This is a genomic window from Candidatus Amarobacter glycogenicus, from assembly GCF_016704105.1.
In the GTDB taxonomy this organism is placed as follows: Bacteria; Chloroflexota; Dehalococcoidia; order Tepidiformales; family Tepidiformaceae; genus Amarobacter; species Amarobacter glycogenicus.
The window spans coordinates 48,529-64,362 of the sequence record NZ_JADJAT010000006.1 but is presented as its reverse complement, the minus strand read 5'-3'; the positions used below and the strand labels follow the sequence as shown (position 1 = coordinate 64,362).

The 15,834-nt window shown below is 65.1% G+C and carries 17 protein-coding genes and 1 pseudogene; 13 read left to right on the top strand and 5 right to left on the bottom strand.

The window, feature by feature from the left end:
* From atpF to IPG14_RS09660, 8 genes are all read left to right on the top strand, one after another.
* Window positions 1–510, top strand: a complete 510-nt coding sequence (gene atpF, locus IPG14_RS09695) for a F0F1 ATP synthase subunit B (RefSeq protein WP_343383985.1) — start codon at window positions 1–3, stop codon at window positions 508–510.
* A gap of 2 nt (window positions 511–512) precedes the next feature.
* Window positions 513–1,046 (top strand): F0F1 ATP synthase subunit delta, encoded by a 534-nt coding sequence (locus IPG14_RS09690; RefSeq protein ID WP_343391658.1) that lies wholly within the window; start codon window positions 513–515, stop codon window positions 1,044–1,046.
* 41 nt (window positions 1,047–1,087) lie between these two features.
* A complete protein-coding gene (gene atpA / locus IPG14_RS09685) occupies window positions 1,088–2,590 on the top strand; it encodes a F0F1 ATP synthase subunit alpha (RefSeq protein ID WP_343383987.1) in 1,503 nt (500 codons plus the stop codon).
* A gap of 90 nt (window positions 2,591–2,680) precedes the next feature.
* Window positions 2,681–3,556 carry an ATP synthase F1 subunit gamma gene (gene atpG / locus IPG14_RS09680; RefSeq protein WP_343383988.1) on the top strand — a complete coding sequence of 292 codons (876 nt, stop codon included), beginning with the start codon at window positions 2,681–2,683 and terminating at the stop codon, window positions 3,554–3,556.
* Window positions 3,522–4,211, top strand: coding sequence for an HAD family phosphatase (locus tag IPG14_RS09675; RefSeq protein ID WP_343391739.1), 690 nt, complete (start codon window positions 3,522–3,524; stop codon window positions 4,209–4,211). The genes atpG and IPG14_RS09675 overlap by 35 nt, the downstream gene beginning before the upstream one ends.
* Complete coding sequence (locus IPG14_RS09670) at window positions 4,208–4,948, top strand: enoyl-CoA hydratase/isomerase family protein (protein WP_343388504.1); 741 nt, start codon at window positions 4,208–4,210, stop codon at window positions 4,946–4,948. The genes IPG14_RS09675 and IPG14_RS09670 overlap by 4 nt, the downstream gene beginning before the upstream one ends.
* A 21-nt stretch (window positions 4,949–4,969) precedes the next feature.
* Window positions 4,970–6,376: a F0F1 ATP synthase subunit beta gene (gene atpD, locus IPG14_RS09665; protein ID WP_343383990.1), complete on the top strand. Its 1,407-nt coding sequence runs from the start codon at window positions 4,970–4,972 to the stop codon at window positions 6,374–6,376.
* Window positions 6,377–6,379: 3 nt separating this feature from the next.
* Complete coding sequence (locus IPG14_RS09660) at window positions 6,380–6,817, top strand: F0F1 ATP synthase subunit epsilon (protein WP_343391657.1); 438 nt, start codon at window positions 6,380–6,382, stop codon at window positions 6,815–6,817.
* 294 nt (window positions 6,818–7,111) lie between these two features.
* Here IPG14_RS09660 and IPG14_RS09655 read toward each other — a convergent pair whose 3' ends face one another.
* The gene (locus IPG14_RS09655) at window positions 7,112–7,351 is read right to left on the bottom strand and encodes a hypothetical protein (protein ID WP_343391656.1); all 240 of its coding nucleotides are present in this window, start codon (window positions 7,349–7,351) and stop codon (window positions 7,112–7,114) included.
* A gap of 118 nt (window positions 7,352–7,469) precedes the next feature.
* Between IPG14_RS09655 and murA the strand changes: the two genes are divergently transcribed.
* Complete coding sequence (murA, locus tag IPG14_RS09650) at window positions 7,470–8,741, top strand: UDP-N-acetylglucosamine 1-carboxyvinyltransferase (protein WP_343383993.1); 1,272 nt, start codon at window positions 7,470–7,472, stop codon at window positions 8,739–8,741.
* Window position 8,742: 1 nt separating this feature from the next.
* The gene (locus tag IPG14_RS09645; protein WP_343383994.1) at window positions 8,743–9,807 is read left to right on the top strand and encodes a rod shape-determining protein; all 1,065 of its coding nucleotides are present in this window, start codon (window positions 8,743–8,745) and stop codon (window positions 9,805–9,807) included.
* On the opposite strand, the gene IPG14_RS09640 is transcribed toward IPG14_RS09645, so the two are convergent.
* The 4 genes and pseudogenes from IPG14_RS09640 to IPG14_RS09625 all read right to left on the bottom strand — a co-directional run.
* Entirely contained in the window at window positions 9,804–10,523 is a 720-nt protein-coding gene (locus tag IPG14_RS09640) for a DNA alkylation repair protein (protein WP_343391655.1), read from the bottom strand. The genes IPG14_RS09645 and IPG14_RS09640 overlap by 4 nt on opposite strands.
* A 20-nt stretch (window positions 10,524–10,543) precedes the next feature.
* Entirely contained in the window at window positions 10,544–11,182 is a 639-nt protein-coding gene (locus tag IPG14_RS09635; RefSeq protein WP_343383996.1) for a redox-sensing transcriptional repressor Rex, read from the bottom strand.
* Between the two features lie 95 nt (window positions 11,183–11,277).
* The gene (locus tag IPG14_RS09630) at window positions 11,278–12,108 is read right to left on the bottom strand and encodes a hypothetical protein (protein WP_343391738.1); all 831 of its coding nucleotides are present in this window, start codon (window positions 12,106–12,108) and stop codon (window positions 11,278–11,280) included.
* Window positions 12,006–12,341 (bottom strand): annotated as a pseudogene (locus tag IPG14_RS09625) (L-seryl-tRNA(Sec) selenium transferase); the annotation flags it as partial. The gene IPG14_RS09630 and the pseudogene IPG14_RS09625, both read right to left, overlap by 103 nt.
* Window positions 12,342–12,775: 434 nt before the next feature.
* Between IPG14_RS09625 and IPG14_RS09620 the strand changes: the two are divergent.
* The 3 genes from IPG14_RS09620 to serA all read left to right on the top strand — a co-directional run bounded on the left by IPG14_RS09620 (window position 12,776) and on the right by serA (window position 15,776).
* Window positions 12,776–13,264: an aminotransferase class V-fold PLP-dependent enzyme gene (locus IPG14_RS09620; RefSeq protein ID WP_343391654.1), complete on the top strand. Its 489-nt coding sequence runs from the start codon at window positions 12,776–12,778 to the stop codon at window positions 13,262–13,264.
* The gene (locus tag IPG14_RS09615) at window positions 13,261–13,860 is read left to right on the top strand and encodes an aminotransferase class V-fold PLP-dependent enzyme (protein ID WP_343391653.1); all 600 of its coding nucleotides are present in this window, start codon (window positions 13,261–13,263) and stop codon (window positions 13,858–13,860) included. The genes IPG14_RS09620 and IPG14_RS09615 overlap by 4 nt, the downstream gene beginning before the upstream one ends.
* A 77-nt stretch (window positions 13,861–13,937) precedes the next feature.
* Window positions 13,938–15,776 carry a phosphoglycerate dehydrogenase gene (gene serA, locus IPG14_RS09610; RefSeq protein WP_343391652.1) on the top strand — a complete coding sequence of 613 codons (1,839 nt, stop codon included), beginning with the start codon at window positions 13,938–13,940 and terminating at the stop codon, window positions 15,774–15,776.
* Window positions 15,777–15,834 lie beyond the last annotated feature (58 nt).

Below are 15,834 nucleotides of genomic sequence, written 5' to 3'. Positions count from 1 at the left end.
ATGGACAAGGCAGTCGAAGCACTGGGTCTCAACCTTCCGCAGCTGATTGCGCAGGTCGTGAACTTCTTCGTCCTGCTCTTCGTGCTCAGGCTGGTGGCCTACAAGCCCATCCTGAAGATGCTCGATGAGCGGAAGCAGAAGATCGCTGAAGGGTTGAACGCCGCGGAAATCGCTCGCGCCGAGGCTGCCTCGGCTCAGGCGAACATCCAGGCGCAACTCGATACCGCGCGCAAGGAAGGCCAGGAGATCGTGGCTGGTGCCCAGGGCATTGCCACGCGCATCCAGGCCGATGCCCGCGAGCAATCGGCGAAGGATCGTGATGCCGCCCTCGAACGGGCCCGCATCGAGATCCAGCAAGAGCGCGACCGCGCCATCTCGGACCTCCGGGGCGAATTTGCCGATATCACGGTGAAAGCAGCCGAAAAGGTCATCAACCAGTCGCTCGACCGGCAGTCTCATCAGCGCGTCATCGATGAGACCCTCGCCGAGTCGAACTTCAGCGGGAACTAACGATGGCAGACGTCGCCGCGGCCAAACGCTACGCACAGGCAGCCTTCGGCATCGCCAGGGATTCGGGTACCCTCGCCACCTGGCGGGCCGAACTCGCGGATGTCGCGGCAGTCCTGGCGGATTCGCAGCTCGCGCCGGTGTTGGCCAACGCCAGCCTCCCTATCGAGACGCGATTGGCCATGGTCGAAAGGACGCTCGCCGTCTCGCCGATGGTCTTGAACCTGGCGAAGCTGCTCGTCCAGAAGGGGCGCTCGCTCGATGCCGCCGCAGTGGCCAGTGCGTTCACGCGCATGGCCGATGAGAACGAAGGCATCGCCCACGCCCAGGTGACCACCGCGGTGGAGCTCTCGTCCGACCAACTGAACGCGATCGCTTCGCGCCTGAGTTCATCGCTCGGCAAAGACGTTCGCGCCACCAGCGTGGTCGACCCCGGCATCATCGGGGGCGTCGTCGTCAAAGTCGGAGACCGGTTGGTCGATGGCAGCGTCAAATCCCGGCTCAAGCGGCTCCGCCGCGAGCTGGAGGGCGCCCGCTAAGGCGGGCGGACTCATTGAGTTGGAAGAAGAGGTAGGCCGGAATGGCAGTACGCGCTGAAGAGATTGCGTCCATCCTGCGGGAGCAGATTGAGGGCTTTGGCACCTCCGTCGCCGCCACCGATGTCGGTACCGTCATCGAAGCGGGCGACGGCGTTGCCCGCATCCACGGCCTGTCTGGCGCCATGCTCTCCGAACTCCTTGAGTTCGGAAACGGCTCCATGGGTATCGCGCTGAACCTCGAAGAGGAATCCGTCAGCGCCGTGGTCCTTGGCGATTACTCCGACATCAAGGAAGGCGATGAGGTCCGCTCCACCGGCCGCGTCATCGAAGTCCCCGTCGGTGACGCCATGATCGGCCGCGTGGTTGACCCGCTCGGCAACCCGATCGACGGCAAAGGCCCCATCAACACGACGCGGACCCGGCCGATCGAACGCATCGCTCCCGGCGTCACCCTCCGCAAGAGCGTGAACCAGCCCGTCCAGACGGGCATCAAGTCAATCGACGCGATGTTCCCAATCGGGCGCGGCCAGCGCGAACTCATCATCGGCGACCGCTCGACCGGCAAGACCGCCATCGCCCTCGACACCATCATCAACCAGAAGGGCGGCGACCTCGTCTGCATCTACGTCGCCATCGGCCAGAAGGCCGCCAAGGTTGCGCAGGTCGTCGGTATCCTCGAGGAAAACGGGGCGATGGAACACACCATCGTCGTGGCCGCCAATGCCTCCGATTCGGCAGCCCTCCAGTACCTCGCTCCCTACACTGGCTGCACCATGGGCGAAGAGATCATGGAGTCTGGGCGCGACGCCCTCATTGTCTACGACGACCTGAGCAAGCACGCCTGGGCCTACCGCCAGATGTCCCTCCTCCTCCGCCGCCCTCCCGGGCGCGAGGCCTACCCGGGCGACGTCTTCTACCTCCACAGCCGCCTTCTCGAACGCGCCGCCCGCCTCGAAGCCGGCGGTTCCCTCAGCGCACTCCCCATCATCGAGACGCAGGCGAACGACGTTTCGGCCTACATCCCGACGAACGTCATCTCCATCACCGACGGCCAGATCTACCTGGAGTCGGACCTCTTTAACAGCGGTATCCGCCCGGCAATCAACACCGGCCTCTCCGTCAGCCGCGTGGGTTCTTCGGCCCAGACCAAGGCGATGAAGTCGGTCTCCGGCGGACTCAAAGGCGACATGTCCCAGTATCGAGAACTCGCCGCCTTCGCCCAGTTCGGCACCAGTGACCTCGACGCCGCCACCCGGCGCCAGCTCGAACGTGGCCAGCGCGCGACCGAAGTGCTGAAGCAGGACCAGTTCACCCCGCTCAGCCTCGCCGAGGAAGTGGTCGTCATCAACGCTCTCACCGGCGGCGCCCTCGACGACGTGCCGGTGAGCAAGGTCCGTGCCTTCGAAAACGAACTCCGCAAGTACCTCGGCAGCAATGAACGCGACCTGATGGCCGAAATCCAGGCGACCCCGGTGATGACGCCGGAACTCTCAGAGCGCGTGAAAAAGGTCCTCCAGACCTTCAAGGACACCGTCCCCTACTAGGACGCATCGAACACCCACACGGCCGGCATTTCCGCCGGCCGGCCGCACTGACGGTCCTGCCGTCGCCACCACCGGGGTCGGGAACGGGCTATGCCAACCATCCGCCAGCTGAAGCGCCGCATCCAGAGCGTGAAGAACACGGCGAAGATCACGAACGCCCTGCAGTTGGTGGCGGCATCGAAGATGCGGCGCGCCCAGGACCGTGCCGGTCAGGCCAAGCCGTACGCAGAGAAACTTCGCGTCGTGCTCGCCGGGCTCGCAAGCCAGTCGCAGGGCGAAGGCGACGAGGTCCTCCATCCGCTCCTCGAGAAGCGCCCCGTGCGAAACATCGCCGTCCTGCACATTACCCCGGATCGCGGGCTCTGCGGCGGCCTGAACTCCAACATCAACCGCAGCGGCGGCACGTTTGTCGCCATGCAGCACGAACCGGTGCAGGTTGTCGCCGTCGGAAAGAAGGGCCGTGAGTTCTTCACCCGCGCTCACGTCCACATCTCCGCGGAATTCACCGATCTCGGCGACTATCCGGCGCAGGCAGACACGCTCGCGATCGCGCGCCTCATCATCGAGGACTACCTCAACGGCGTGGTCGACCGCGTCTACGTTAGCTTCGCCCAATTCGTTTCCACCGCCACTCAGCGCCCTACCGTGCGCCAGCTCCTCCCGATCGAGCCGCCGGAGATGGAAGGCGATTCCGAGGCCTTTCTCTCCGACTACATCTTCGAGCCCGCCCCAGGCGTTGTCCTCGCACGCCTGCTCCCGCGCTACATCGAAATGCAGATCTACGAGGCCATTCTCCAGAACGCGGCGAGCTTCCAATCGGCCCAGATGGTCGCGATGAAGAACGCCACAGACAACGCGAACGACATCACGCGCGAACTGACTTTGACCTACAACAAGGCGCGCCAGGAACAGATCACCAAGGAACTGCTCGATATCGTCGGCGGCGCCGCCGCACTGGAGGGCTAGCCTGGCCGGGTTTGCAGCGGTCATCTTTGATATGGACGGCGTCCTTGTGGACGGCGAGCCGCTGCATTTCGAGACCGTCAACGAACTCCTCGGCCGCGAAGGCAAGTCCATCTCCCTTGAGCAGTACAAACCCTACATGGGTACCAAGACCGGCTGGGCCGACATGATCGAGGACTTCCAGCTCTCCCAGCCCCGCGAGCACTATTCGCCTATCTACCGCGACCTTGTGCTCGCCCGCTACCGCGAACGATCAGAAGCCCTGCCCGGCGCCCTCTCCGTCGTGACGGCCCTCCGCCTGAGCGGCCAGCGCCTGGCTGTGGCGTCCTCTTCCATTCGCCCGTGGGTCGAAGCGTGCCTCGACAAGATCGGCCTTGGCTCGGCATTCGAACTGCTCATCACGGGCAGCGAAATCGAAAACGGCAAGCCAGACCCAGAGATCTACCTGCTCGCGGCCGAGCGCCTCGGGGTCGACCCGAAGGCATGCCTCGCGTTCGAAGATGCCCCTGCCGGAATCGAGTCCGCCAGGGCTGCCGGCATGACTGTCTGGGCAGTACGCACTGAGTACACGCGCGGGCTGGCCCTTCCAGGACCGGACCGCGAGTTCGAATCGCTCGCTGACGTGGACATCACGGACATTCTGGGGGTGGCCGCATGACCGCACTCGTCACCCGCACTGACGTGGACGGCGTCGCGACGCTGACCCTGAATCGTCCCGAGTCCCTGAACGCGCTCAGCCCCTCGATGTTCGTCGAGCTCCGAGCTCACGTGGATTCCATTTCCGGCGCCACGGACACGATCGGCTGCGTGGTCCTTCGTGGCGCCGGGCGGTCTTTTTCTGCGGGGAACGACATCAAGGCCATCCAGGGCGGCGACCGCGCTCCCTCGGCTCACTTCCAGGCCGAGACGATCGATGCTATCGAAGCGCTGCCCCAGCCGGTCATCGCCCAGGTGCAGGGCCATTGCTACACCGGCGCGCTCGAACTCGCGCTGGGTTGCGACTTCATCGTCGCAGGCGAATCGGCACGCTTCGCCGATACCCACGGCAAATGGTCCATGACTCCCACCTGGGGCATGAGCCAGCGTTTGCCCCGCCGGGTTGGCGCGGCTCGCGCCAAGCAGATGATGTTCACCGGCACGCCTCTCAGCGGCCGCGAAGCAGTCGAGGCCGGCCTGGCCAACCTGTGTGTCGCCGATGATGGGCTCGAAAGCACGGTGGCCGGCATGGCCGCCACGATCATCGCGAACTCGTGGCACACGCTGCGGGCGGATAAACAACTGGTGAACGAAGGCCAGCAGTTCACGCTCCGCGAGGGGCTGGCTTACGAACGTCGAACAAGCCCGGGCGCAGGCCCGGACATGGCCGAACGCCTCAAGGCGTTCGGATCACGGTAACCCGGAGGTTCTCCAATGGTCATGACTGCCACTAACACGGGACGCGTCGTCCAGATCATCGGTACGGTGCTCGATATCGAGTTCCCGCCAGGCCAGCTTCCGGCGATCAACAACGCGGTCAACGTCATCCGCGATGACGGCACCCCGCTGGTCACCGAAGTCCAGCAGCACCTCGGCAACAACTGGGTGCGCTGCCTCGCGATGGACAGCACCGACGGCCTCCGCCGGAACACGACCGCGGTCGATACCGGCGCCGCCATCGCCGTCCCCGTCGGCGAGCTCTCGCTCGGACGGATGTTTAACGTCCTCGGAAACCCGATCGACAACCTGCCCGCGCCGGAAGGTGGCCCGAAGTGGGGAATCCACCGCAAGCCGCCCTCCTTCGAAGAACAGGAGACCGCTCCTTCCGTCCTCGAAACGGGTATCAAGGTCATCGACCTCATCGCTCCGCTCGTGCGCGGCGGTAAGGTCGGCCTCTACGGTGGCGCCGGCGTTGGCAAGACGGTCGTCATCCAGGAGCTCATTTCCAACATCGCCCGCGAACACGGCGGTTACTCCGTCTTCGCCGGCGTGGGCGAGCGCTCCCGTGAGGGCAACGACCTCTGGCACGAGATGAAGGACTCGGGAGTGCTCCCGAAGATGGCCATGGTCTTCGGCCAGATGAACGAGCCCCCCGGAGTGCGTCTCCGCGTTGCGCTCACCGGCCTCACCATGGCCGAGTACTTCCGCGATGAAGAAGGCCGCGACGTCCTCTTCTTCGTCGACAACATCTATCGCTACACCCTTGCCGGCATGGAAGTCTCCGCGCTCCTCGGGCGCATGCCCTCGGCCGTTGGCTACCAGCCGACCCTCGCGACGGAAATGGGCGACCTGGAAGAGCGGATCACTTCCACCAGGAAGGGCTCGATCACCTCGTTCCAGGCCATTTACGTCCCCGCCGACGACTACACCGACCCGGGCGTCGCCACCACTTTCGGCCACCTCGATGCGGTCGTCGCCCTCGAACGCGCCCTCGCCGAGCAGGCGCTCTTCCCGGCCATGGACCCGCTGACCTCATTCTCCCGCGCCCTCGAACCTCGCATCGTTGGCCAGGAGCACTACGAGGTTGCCCGCGGCGTCCAGAGCGTTCTCCAGCGCTACAAGGACCTCCAGGACATCATCGCGATCCTCGGTATCGATGAACTCTCGGATGACGACAAACTGGCCGTCGCCCGCGCTCGCAAGATCCAGCGCTTCCTCACCCAGCCCATGTTCGTTGCTGAGCAGTTCACCGGCACCCCGGGCGCCTACGTTGCCGTCCGCGAAACGGTCCGCGGATTTAAGGAAATCCTCGATGGCCAGCACGACGGCCTCCCCGAGCAGGCCTTCTACATGGTCGGCAATATCGAGAGCGCGGTCGAAAAGGGCCGTCAGCTGGCGGAGGGCTAAGCCATGCCGCTCACGGTCGAAGTTGTGACCGCCGAGCGCGTTGTCCGCGTCGAACAAGGCGTGGATGTCCTCGTCGCGCCCGGTAGCGAAGGCCAACTCGCCATCCTCCCGAAGCACGCGGCCTTGATGACGACGCTCGACCACGGCGAACTCATCATTCGGCGCGCGCAACAGGAAGACACGTTCGCACTCACGGGTGGCTTCATGGAAGTCTCCCGCGACAAGGTGACCATCCTCGCCGATACCGCGGAGGCGGCCGAAGAGATCGACATCGCCCGCGCAGAAGCTGCCCGGGCTCGTGCCGAGGAGCGCCTCAAGCGCGGTCGCGAGCAGTCTGCCCGTGACGTCGACATGGCGCGTGCGGCAGGCGCGCTCCAGCGGTCACTCCTGCGCTTGCGCGTCGCCCAGCGACGTCGGCGTCCCGGCCCGCCCCGGGTGTAGTCCCCGAGTTCACGTCAAAGGCCCGCCATCTGGCGGGCCTTTTGCTTGGCTGTTCTCACGGGCGTTGAGCGTCACGCATGGCTCTCAAGTTCGGCAAGGTGTTCGCGGTGGTGTTCGCCGAGACTGCCGAAGTAGTCGGCGTGCGCGGCCAGTTCGCCATCGGTCACGGTTGTCAGGAACTCCACCATCCGCGTGTGTGCCGCTGCAGAGCGTTCGAGTACTGCTTCGGCAGTCTGGCTCCGCGCCCAGGCCGCTTCTCTCGCATTGTGAACCTCAAAGTGCGGCCATTCGCCGTCAGGCGCATATCCGCTGCCGAAGCTCCAGCCCCGGGGACTCCTGGTGGCGGAACAGTCCGGTGACTGCGCCTTCGACGGCTTCGTCCCAGAAGGCTACGTGTGCCACGAGCTCCTTCGCCGTCCACCCCTGCCGTAGCCGCGTCTCAAGTCCAGTAACGCCCAGCGTATCCACTGCCGCCCGGAACAGCGCCCATGCGGCCTCAATCCGGTCGAGCATTCGTTCGTTCGTCTCACTCATGCACTTTCGCCCACGTTCAAGTCTCGCTCCAAAGCCTAACACCAGGCGCAGTGACCTCAGGTCGTCTCCTGTCGCGTGTTCGCCCGATGCCGATGCACGCCATAGACTGGCCAGAGAGATGACTACCCGTGTACGCGGTGCCAGGCTCGTGGTGGAAGGGGGCGTTGTCCTCAGCGGTTCCATCGGCATCTCCGGCGCCAAGAACCATGCCCTCGCGGCAATGTGCGCTGCGCTCCTGACCGATGAAGACCTCATCCTGGAGAACGTCCCGGATATCAGCGACGTCGAATCCCTCGGCGCACTCCTTGTAAGCCTCGGTGCAGAGGTTGACCGTCTCCCGAATGGTTCGCTGCGACTGAACTGCAGCCGGGTGAATATGTTCGAGGCGCCGACCGACCTCATCAGCGAGAACCGTGCGTCGTTCCAGGTGATGGGCCCACTCCTCGGCCGCCACGGTTACGCTGCATCCGCTCCTCCGGGGGGCGATGTCATCGGCCAGCGCCCGATCGATGTCCATCTCTCCGGCTTCGAAGCCATGGGCGCCGTCGTTACCCGCGAAGGCGAACGCTACGTCACCAGCGCACCGCAAGGTCTGCGCGGCGCGCGCGTCTTCATGGACTATCCCTCCGTCTCCGGTACGCAGAACGTGATGATGGCGGCCACCCTCGCGAGGGGGCACACCACCATCGTCAACGCCGCGACCGAACCCGAAGTGCAGGAGCTCGCGAACCTCCTGAACGGCATGGGCGCCAGGATATCCGGGATCGGCAGCCAGATGCTGGAAGTCGAAGGCGTCGAAGCCGTCCACGGCACCAATGCCCGCGTTATGCCGGACCGGATCGAGACCGGCACCTGGGCGATCGCTGCGGTGATGACTGGCGGCGACGTCGAGCTCAACGATGTACCCACCGGGTGCCTTGATGCACTCCTCACGAAACTTCGGGCCGCCGGCGCCGACATCGAGGAGCACGGCAACTCCCTCCGCGTACGCCGGGCCGGGCCGATTCGGGCCATCAGCTTCCAGGCTTTACCGTATCCGGGCCTCGCCACGGACCTCCACGCGCCGATGGCCGCCTTGCTAACCCAGGCGAATGGTGTTTCCATAATTCATGAGCGGGTGTTCGACAACCGCATGCTGTATGTGAGCGAACTGCGAAAGATGGGGGCCGAGATCGTCAGCACCGGGTCCTCAGCTATCGTTTCGGGCCCAACGCCGTTGCATGGCGCTCGGGTCCGCGCTCTTGATGTTCGCGCCGGCGCGGCGGTGCTCCTCGCGGCCCTCGTCGCGACGGGCACAACCATCATCGATGACGTGTACCACCTTGACCGGGGGTACGAACGCCTTACGGAGAAACTCCGCGGGCTGGGTGTGGAAGTAGAACGGAACTGAAATGGCGATGGAGTTTCTGACGCCGAAACGCGCGGGGATCGACCTCGGCACGGCGAATATCCTGGTCTATGTGAAAGGCCACGGCATCGTGGTCAACGAACCATCGGTGGTCGCGCGGCACAACCGGGACAATGCCATCGTGGCTGTCGGCAACGAGGCCCGCGCGATGCAGGGCCGCACGCCAGGCTCGATTAGCGTCATTCGCCCCATGCGCGACGGCGTCATCGCCGACTACCTGACCACCGAGGCCATGCTCCGCTACTTCATCGGCGTCATTACCGGCCGGTTCAACCTGATCCGGCCGGAAGTCATGGTCACCGTCCCTGCTGGAGTCACCAGCGTGGAACAACGCGCCGTCCGCGATGCCTCTGAGCAGGCAGGCGCGCGTAAGCCGGCGCACCTGGTCCCGGAACCGCTCGCCGCAGCCATCGGCGCGAGAATCCCGATCGGCACGGCCCGCGGCAATATGGTTGTGAATATCGGTGGGGGGCGCGCCGAAGCCGCGGTCATTTCCCTCTACGGCATCGTGGTCAGCGAGTCGGTGCGAATGGCCGGCGACCGCATCGATGAGGCCATCATGGCCTACATCCGCCGCCGCCATAACCTCATCATCGGCGAGCGCACGGCCGAGGAAATCAAGATCGCTATCGGGAGCGCCCTCCCGGTGGATGAGGGTCTCGCCACCCAGGTCCGCGGGCGAGACCAGCTGAGCGGTCTCCCGAAGACCATTTCGCTCAACAGCATCGAGGTCGCCCAGGCCATCCAGGACTGCCTCGGTACCATCGTCCAGACCGTGCGGGCGGTCCTCGAAAAGACGCCGCCCGAACTTGCGGCCGATGTCATCGATCGGGGCATCGTGCTCACCGGGGGCGGCGCCTTGCTCCGCCACATGGACGAACTCCTCACCCAGGAAACGGGTGTCCCCTGCTACGTCGCCGACAACCCGCTCGAATGCGTCGCCATTGGCGCGGGCATCGCCCTCGACCACCTCGACGTGATCAAGCGCTCGCTCCCAACCGAAGAAGAGAACCTGGTAGGACTCTTCCCGGGGCCCGACTTCCGCTAACCCTGCACGTGGGCCTGATTCGCCCTCCGGCCGCCGTTCAGCCACAGCAGCGCCTCCCGCTTCGAAAGCCCCGATAGCTCCGCTTCGTGCCCGGCAACGAACGCCCGCACGCTGCCCGCGTTCGTCTTCGAGTACTCCCGCAACGCCCAGCCGATGGCTTTGCGGATGAAGAATTCGGTGTCGGGGGCTCGCAGCTCGCAGTATGCGTAGAGCCTTACCGCGTCGGTCGCCTGGCGGAACTTCAATTGGTGCAGGATCGCCGCCCGCGCGACCCAGAAGTCGTTGTCGCGGATCCAGCGGTCCATCTCCTCTCTGAGCCCGGGATGCCGCTGGACGACCGGTCCGACGACGTTCGATGCCAGTGTGTCGACGGTATCCCACCACGACTTTGCCTGGATCAGCCCCTTCAGGAACTCCAGCGAATCCGCGTCCAGCGTCCGGGCATGGCGCCTGAGCAGATCGCAGGCTGCGTATTGGTACTCGCGCTCCGGCAGCGACCACAGCGAGCGGACCAACGCTTCCAGGTCGTCCCGGGATGGTCTCGGCATCCCTGCCAGCGCCTCTCGTTGGAACGTGGCTCGCGCGGGGCCGTTGATCCCGAGAAACGGGAAGAGGTTCCGCATGTAAGCCGACATCGCGGCGCCCGCCGCGGGGTCTCTCGCCGCTTCGAACGCCTCACGCAGCCTTTGGATCGCCTCGTCCGACCACTCCGTCATGCTGCACAGTGTACCGCCGCCTACTTCGCCCCCGGCTCAGCCCGCTTGATGTAGAAGGTCATGCTCTGCATCGCCAGCACCGGGTCGATGTGGCGAATGGTGACGTCCCGCGGGACGTGTGCCGTGATTGGCGCGTAGTTCAGGATCGCCCGTATTCCGGCCGCTACCAGCTTGTCCACCACGGGCTGGGCATCGCCCGCAGGTACTGCCACGATGCCGATATCCACCCGCGTTGTCTTCAAGAACCGCTCAAGCTCGTCGATTTCCAGCACCGGCGCCCCGCCGATTGTTCGGCCCACCAGTGCCGGGTTCGCATCGAACGCCGCGACGATTTCGAAGCCCTGTGGCCCAAAGCCCCCGTACTCAGCGATCGCCTGGCCGAGCCGGCCCACTCCGACCAGGATCAATCGCCACTGCCGGTCGATCCCCAGGATTTCACGAAGCTTCGAGAGCAGACTGTTGACGTTGTAGCCTCGCCCCTGCTTCCCGAACCGTCCGAAATAGCTGAGGTCCTTGCGGATCTGTGCAGGTGTCACATCCAGCAACTCGCCCAGCGCCTGGGAGCTCACAACCGACTCGCCGCGCAGCTGAAGTTCGGTCAATGCTCGGGCATAAACCGGGAGGCGGTTGATAACAACTTCTGGGATTTCTAGGCTCATAGCAGGGGTTGTGAAATCCGTAACTTTCGCTGGACTATAGTCCCGGCCCCCGCGTCGGGTCAATTTGCCTGAGTGATGCGTACCACTGCATTGGCCTATCTGGAAAGCTGGCTTAACGCATTCGTAATGGCTTCGGCGACCGACCGGTCATCAGATGGGTCCACCGTCCGCGGGTCCAGGAGGACGCCCTCGCGCTCGATGCGCCCGATGACTGGCACGGGTTGGTCGCGCAGGCATCCCGCAAGGTCGCTCGCGCCCTGCGGCGACCGCAATTCGGTGCACCACGTTGCTGCTCCCTGGCCCGGCAACGAACCGCCGCCGACGATCGTGGTTGCCGGGACTGCCCGTGCGCCTTCGCCGCCGGCCTTCGCCCAACGGCCGGCACGCCGCTTCAGCCCCACCTCACTCGCGCGAAGCATCCGCCAGAGGGGAACTTCGGTGTCCTGACGCTCGAACACGTAGGAAAGCAAGGTGGCGTTCAGTGCCGCGATTGCGAACTTGTCGAGCCGGAGCGCCCGGGGCGAGGGATGCCGCCGCAGTTCGCCGACCAGTCCGGCATCGCCCGCGATGATGCCCGCCTGCGGCCCCCCGAGCAGCTTGTCGCCGCTGAACAGTGCCAGGTCCACTCCGGCCGCCAGGCTCTCCTGCACCGTCTGCTCGTGTTCGAGGCCGTAGTCTTCCCGTGTTGACGAGGCACCCGCTGCCCAGGTCATCGAAGAGCCGGACGCCGTGGCGACGGGCGACTTCCGCCAGTTCGGCCGACGACGGTTCGGCCGAACCCGATGACTTTGAAGTTCGATGCGTGGACCCTCAGGATGGCAGCCGTCTCCGGCGTTATCGCCGCCGCATAGTCTTCCCGCATAGGTCCTGTTGGTTGTGCCGACCTCGACCAGCCTGGCGCCACTCTGGCGAAGGACGTCGGGGATGCGAAAGCCACCCCAATCTCGACCGCCTGCCCGCGCGAGACGATTACCTCGCGGCCCTGGCAGAACGCCTGCAGGACCATGAACAGCGCCGCCGCGTTGTTGTTCACTGCGATACCGTCCGCGTAGCGCCCGTCGTCCGCCGGATGAGCTCGCGGACATGTTCGTGGCGGCTGCCCCCGCCCGGCACTCTCCAGGTCGTATTCCAGGTTCGAAGCGGCCGCGACGTCTGCCATCGCTTCGAGTGCTTTCCGGCCGAGCGGTGCCCGCCCCAGGTTCGTTTGCAAGAGCACCCCGAGGCGTTGATAACCCGCCTCAACGATGGCGTGACTCCGCGATCGAGTTCCGCCGCGAGTCGCCGCACGAGTGCCTCCGGATCGGGCGCCTGTCCCGCTGCGGCAGCCGTCCGCGCCCCTTCGAGCACGCGCCGGGCAGCCTCGGTGACCATGCCGTGAGGCTCGGGCCGCACGCCGAGCCTGGCTGCCAGCGAGTCAACCGAGGGGAGGGCGCGCCGGGGATCTTCGGGCATGCGGGCAAGTGTACGCCGGGCGGCTATTGAAGGCCCCCGAATCACCCTATCGATTCTTCACAGTGTGCTTCCGTTGCATGTCTGATTGACCACGTTTGGATAACCGTTGACGATAACTCCACCCATTCCTCGGAGCTTGCTGTGAACCTGCGGATCCCCGGCCCGACGCCGTGCCCGGAAGATGTCCTGGCGGCCGGCGCGGCCCAGATGATGAATCATCGCGGTCCTGAATTTGCCCAGATCCTTCGTCGTGTGACCGATGGCCTCAACTGGGTCTTCGGCAGCCCGACCGACGTGCTCTCCTTCACGACTTCCGGAACTGGCGGCCTCGAAGTCGCCGTCGTCAACACGCTCAGCCCCGGCGACCGAGTCCTTTCGGTCTCCATCGGCTCCTTCGGCGACCGCCTGAAGAGCATCGCCAGGACCTACGGCGCCGATGTCGTCGGCTATGCCACCGAGTGGGGCGAAGCCGCCGATGCCACGGTCATCGCCAAGATGCTCGACGACGATCCGTCGATTAAGGCCGTCCTTGTCACCCACAACGAGACCTCGACCGGCGTCACCAACCCGCTCGAAGTCATCGCCAGGAAGTTCGCAAGCGCGACCGCCTCATCATCGTCGATGCGGTGAGCAGCATGAGTTCGATCCCGTGCCCGGTCGAGCGATGGGACCTCGATGTCGTCGTCAGCGGCTCGCAGAAGGGCTGGATGGTCCCGCCCGGTCTCGCCTTCGTCTACATGAGCGAGCGAGCCTGGGCGGCGAACGCCGAGGCCAAATGCCGCGCTTCTACTTCGATGCCGCGAAACGCGCGAATCGCTCGCCAAGCTCCAGAACCCTGGACTCCTGCCATGTCCATTTACTACTCCATGGACAAGGCCTTCGAACTCCTCCGCGCTGAGGGCCTCGAAGGGATCTTCACCCGCCACGAAGATGTCGCCGCCTATACCCGCGAACGGGTCAAGAGCCTCGGTCTCAAGCTCGTGCCGGTGAACGAGCAGTTCGCATCGAACACCGTCACTGCCGTCTGGTGGCCCGAAGGCATCGATGCCAAGGCCATGAGCAAGCGGGCTCGCGAGGAGTTCGGCGTCGTCCTCGGCGGTGGCCAGGGCAAGCTCGAAGGCAAGATCTTCCGGATCGGCCACCTCGGCTGGTTCCAGAAGTCGGATATCGCCGAGGCTCTCGACGTCGTCGAGCGGCTCCTTACCGAGGCGAAGGCGACCGCCTGAGCCTATTCCCCGGTGGGCGTTCGCGAAGGCCATGCAGTTTGCATGGCCTTCTTCGTTCATGCATACTGCATGGCACCATGAACGCCAGCGAGTTCAGCACGGTCCGGTCGGCACTCGGCCTCTCCCAGTCAGGTATGGCTGCCGCCCTCGGCGTCGACCAGGGCACCATCAGCCGTTGGGAATCCGGCAAGGTGCGCATACCGGCCGCCATCGAACTCGCACTCGCAACCCTGCAGGAGAACCCGGAACCTATGCCAGAGACACGCCGTCCGCGCATCCTCATCGCCGACCCGGTAGCCCCGGAAGGTATCGAACTGCTCCGCGCCATCGGCGATGTCGAAGTGAAGACGGGCCAGGCCGCCGACGCCCTCGTTGCCTCAATCGAAAACTACGATGCCCTCGTCGTCCGGAAGCGAGACGAAGGTCACCCGCGCCATCATCGAAGCTGGCGTGCGCCTGCAGGTCATCGGACGGGCCGGCGTGGGCGTCGACAACATCGATTTGGAAGCCGCGACCGAACGCGGCGTCATCGTCGTGAATGCCCCGCAGGGGAACACGATCGCCGCCGCCGAACACACGATCGCCTTGCTCATGGCCCTCGCCCGTCACATCCCCCCCAGGCCGATGCCTCGATGCGCGCCGGCAAGTGGGACCGGAAGAGCTACGTCGGTACCGAAGTACGTGGCAAGACGCTCGGCGTCATCGGTCTCGGCCCTATCGGTTCGGAAGTCGCTCGCCGCGGCGTCGGGCTCGATATGCGCGTCCTCGGCCACGACCCCTACGTCGCCGAAGAGCGCACGCGGAGCCTCGGCGCCGAACCAGCCGACTTCGAAACGCTCATCGCCGTCGCCGACTTCATCAGCGTCCACGTCCCGATGACTGCGGCGACAAAGGGCATGATTTCCACCGAACAGTTCGCCCGCATGAAGGATGGCGTCCGCCTGCTGAACGTCGCCCGCGGCGGGATCATCGATGAAGCCGCGCTCGCTGCCGCCGTGCAGTCGGGAAAGGTGGCCGGCGCCGCTGTCGACGTTTTCACCGCCGAGCCGATCGACCCGGAGAACCCGCTCCTCGGCGACCCGAGGATCATCACTACTCCCCACCTCGGTGCTTCAACCGCCGAGGCACAAGAGCGCGTCGCCGTCGATGTCGCTGAACAGATCGTCGATGTCCTTGCTGGCCGTCCCGCCCGCTACGCCGTCAACGCGCCAATGCTCGCGCCTGAAACCTTGAAGGTCGTCGGGCCGTACATGGCGGTCGCTGAGATCGTTGGAACCGTGGCCACCCAGCTCGTCACCGGTAAGCTCAAGTCGATCGAACTCGAATACCTCGGCGAAATTGCGGAGTACGACACGACCCCGCTGAAGGCGTCGATCATCCGTGGTCTGCTCAAGCCAATCAGCGAAGAGACCGTCAACATCGTCAACGCGAACATCATCGCCCAGTCACGCGGCTGGGACATCGCCGAGCAGCAGCGCACGTCCCACGCGGTTTTCAACAACCTTGTCAATCTCAAGGTCGTCACCAGTGACGACGAGGTCACCGTGTCGGGCACGGTCGTCCACGATCACGCGCACATCGTCCTCATCAACGGCCTCGATGTGGACCTGGCTCCCGAACGCGGGACCTACCTGCTCGCCTGCGACAACGAGGACCGTCCGGGCATGATTGGCCGGGTCGGCACCCTCCTCGGCGAGTTCGACATCAACATCCAGTCGATGCAGGTTGGCCGCCGCCGCCGCGGCCGGGCGCTCATGCTCATCGCCGTCGATGAAGCCCCCCAGCCAGGATCAGCTCGACGCGATCGAAGCCATAGCGGGGATTTACAACGTCCGCCTCGTCAGCTTCTAGCTTCGGGAAGGTCGCATGAGTCGCCACCACTGTCGCGGGTGTTGCCCGGTGACTGCTTCGGTTAACCGGTCCGCAGCCACTCCCGGGCGGCGTTGAGGTCGGTGAAGACCGCGGCGGAGATCC

Bases quoted from the DNA above. Each gene is read 5' to 3' on its own strand.
- atpF (WP_343383985.1), top strand. From the start codon at position 1: ATGGACAAGGCAGTCGAAGCACTGGGTCTCAACCTTCCGCAGCTGATT.
- IPG14_RS09690 (WP_343391658.1), top strand. From the start codon at position 513: ATGGCAGACGTCGCCGCGGCCAAACGCTACGCACAGGCAGCCTTCGGC.
- atpA (WP_343383987.1), top strand. From the start codon at position 1,088: ATGGCAGTACGCGCTGAAGAGATTGCGTCCATCCTGCGGGAGCAGATT.
- atpG (WP_343383988.1), top strand. From the start codon at position 2,681: ATGCCAACCATCCGCCAGCTGAAGCGCCGCATCCAGAGCGTGAAGAAC.
- IPG14_RS09670 (WP_343388504.1), top strand. From the start codon at position 4,208: ATGACCGCACTCGTCACCCGCACTGACGTGGACGGCGTCGCGACGCTG.
- atpD (WP_343383990.1), top strand. From the start codon at position 4,970: ATGACTGCCACTAACACGGGACGCGTCGTCCAGATCATCGGTACGGTG.
- IPG14_RS09660 (WP_343391657.1), top strand. From the start codon at position 6,380: ATGCCGCTCACGGTCGAAGTTGTGACCGCCGAGCGCGTTGTCCGCGTC.
- IPG14_RS09655 (WP_343391656.1), bottom strand. From the start codon at position 7,351: ATGAGTGAGACGAACGAACGAATGCTCGACCGGATTGAGGCCGCATGG.
- murA (WP_343383993.1), top strand. From the start codon at position 7,470: ATGACTACCCGTGTACGCGGTGCCAGGCTCGTGGTGGAAGGGGGCGTT.
- IPG14_RS09645 (WP_343383994.1), top strand. From the start codon at position 8,743: ATGGCGATGGAGTTTCTGACGCCGAAACGCGCGGGGATCGACCTCGGC.
- IPG14_RS09640 (WP_343391655.1), bottom strand. From the start codon at position 10,523: ATGACGGAGTGGTCGGACGAGGCGATCCAAAGGCTGCGTGAGGCGTTC.
- IPG14_RS09635 (WP_343383996.1), bottom strand. From the start codon at position 11,182: ATGAGCCTAGAAATCCCAGAAGTTGTTATCAACCGCCTCCCGGTTTAT.
- serA (WP_343391652.1), top strand. From the start codon at position 13,938: ATGAACGCCAGCGAGTTCAGCACGGTCCGGTCGGCACTCGGCCTCTCC.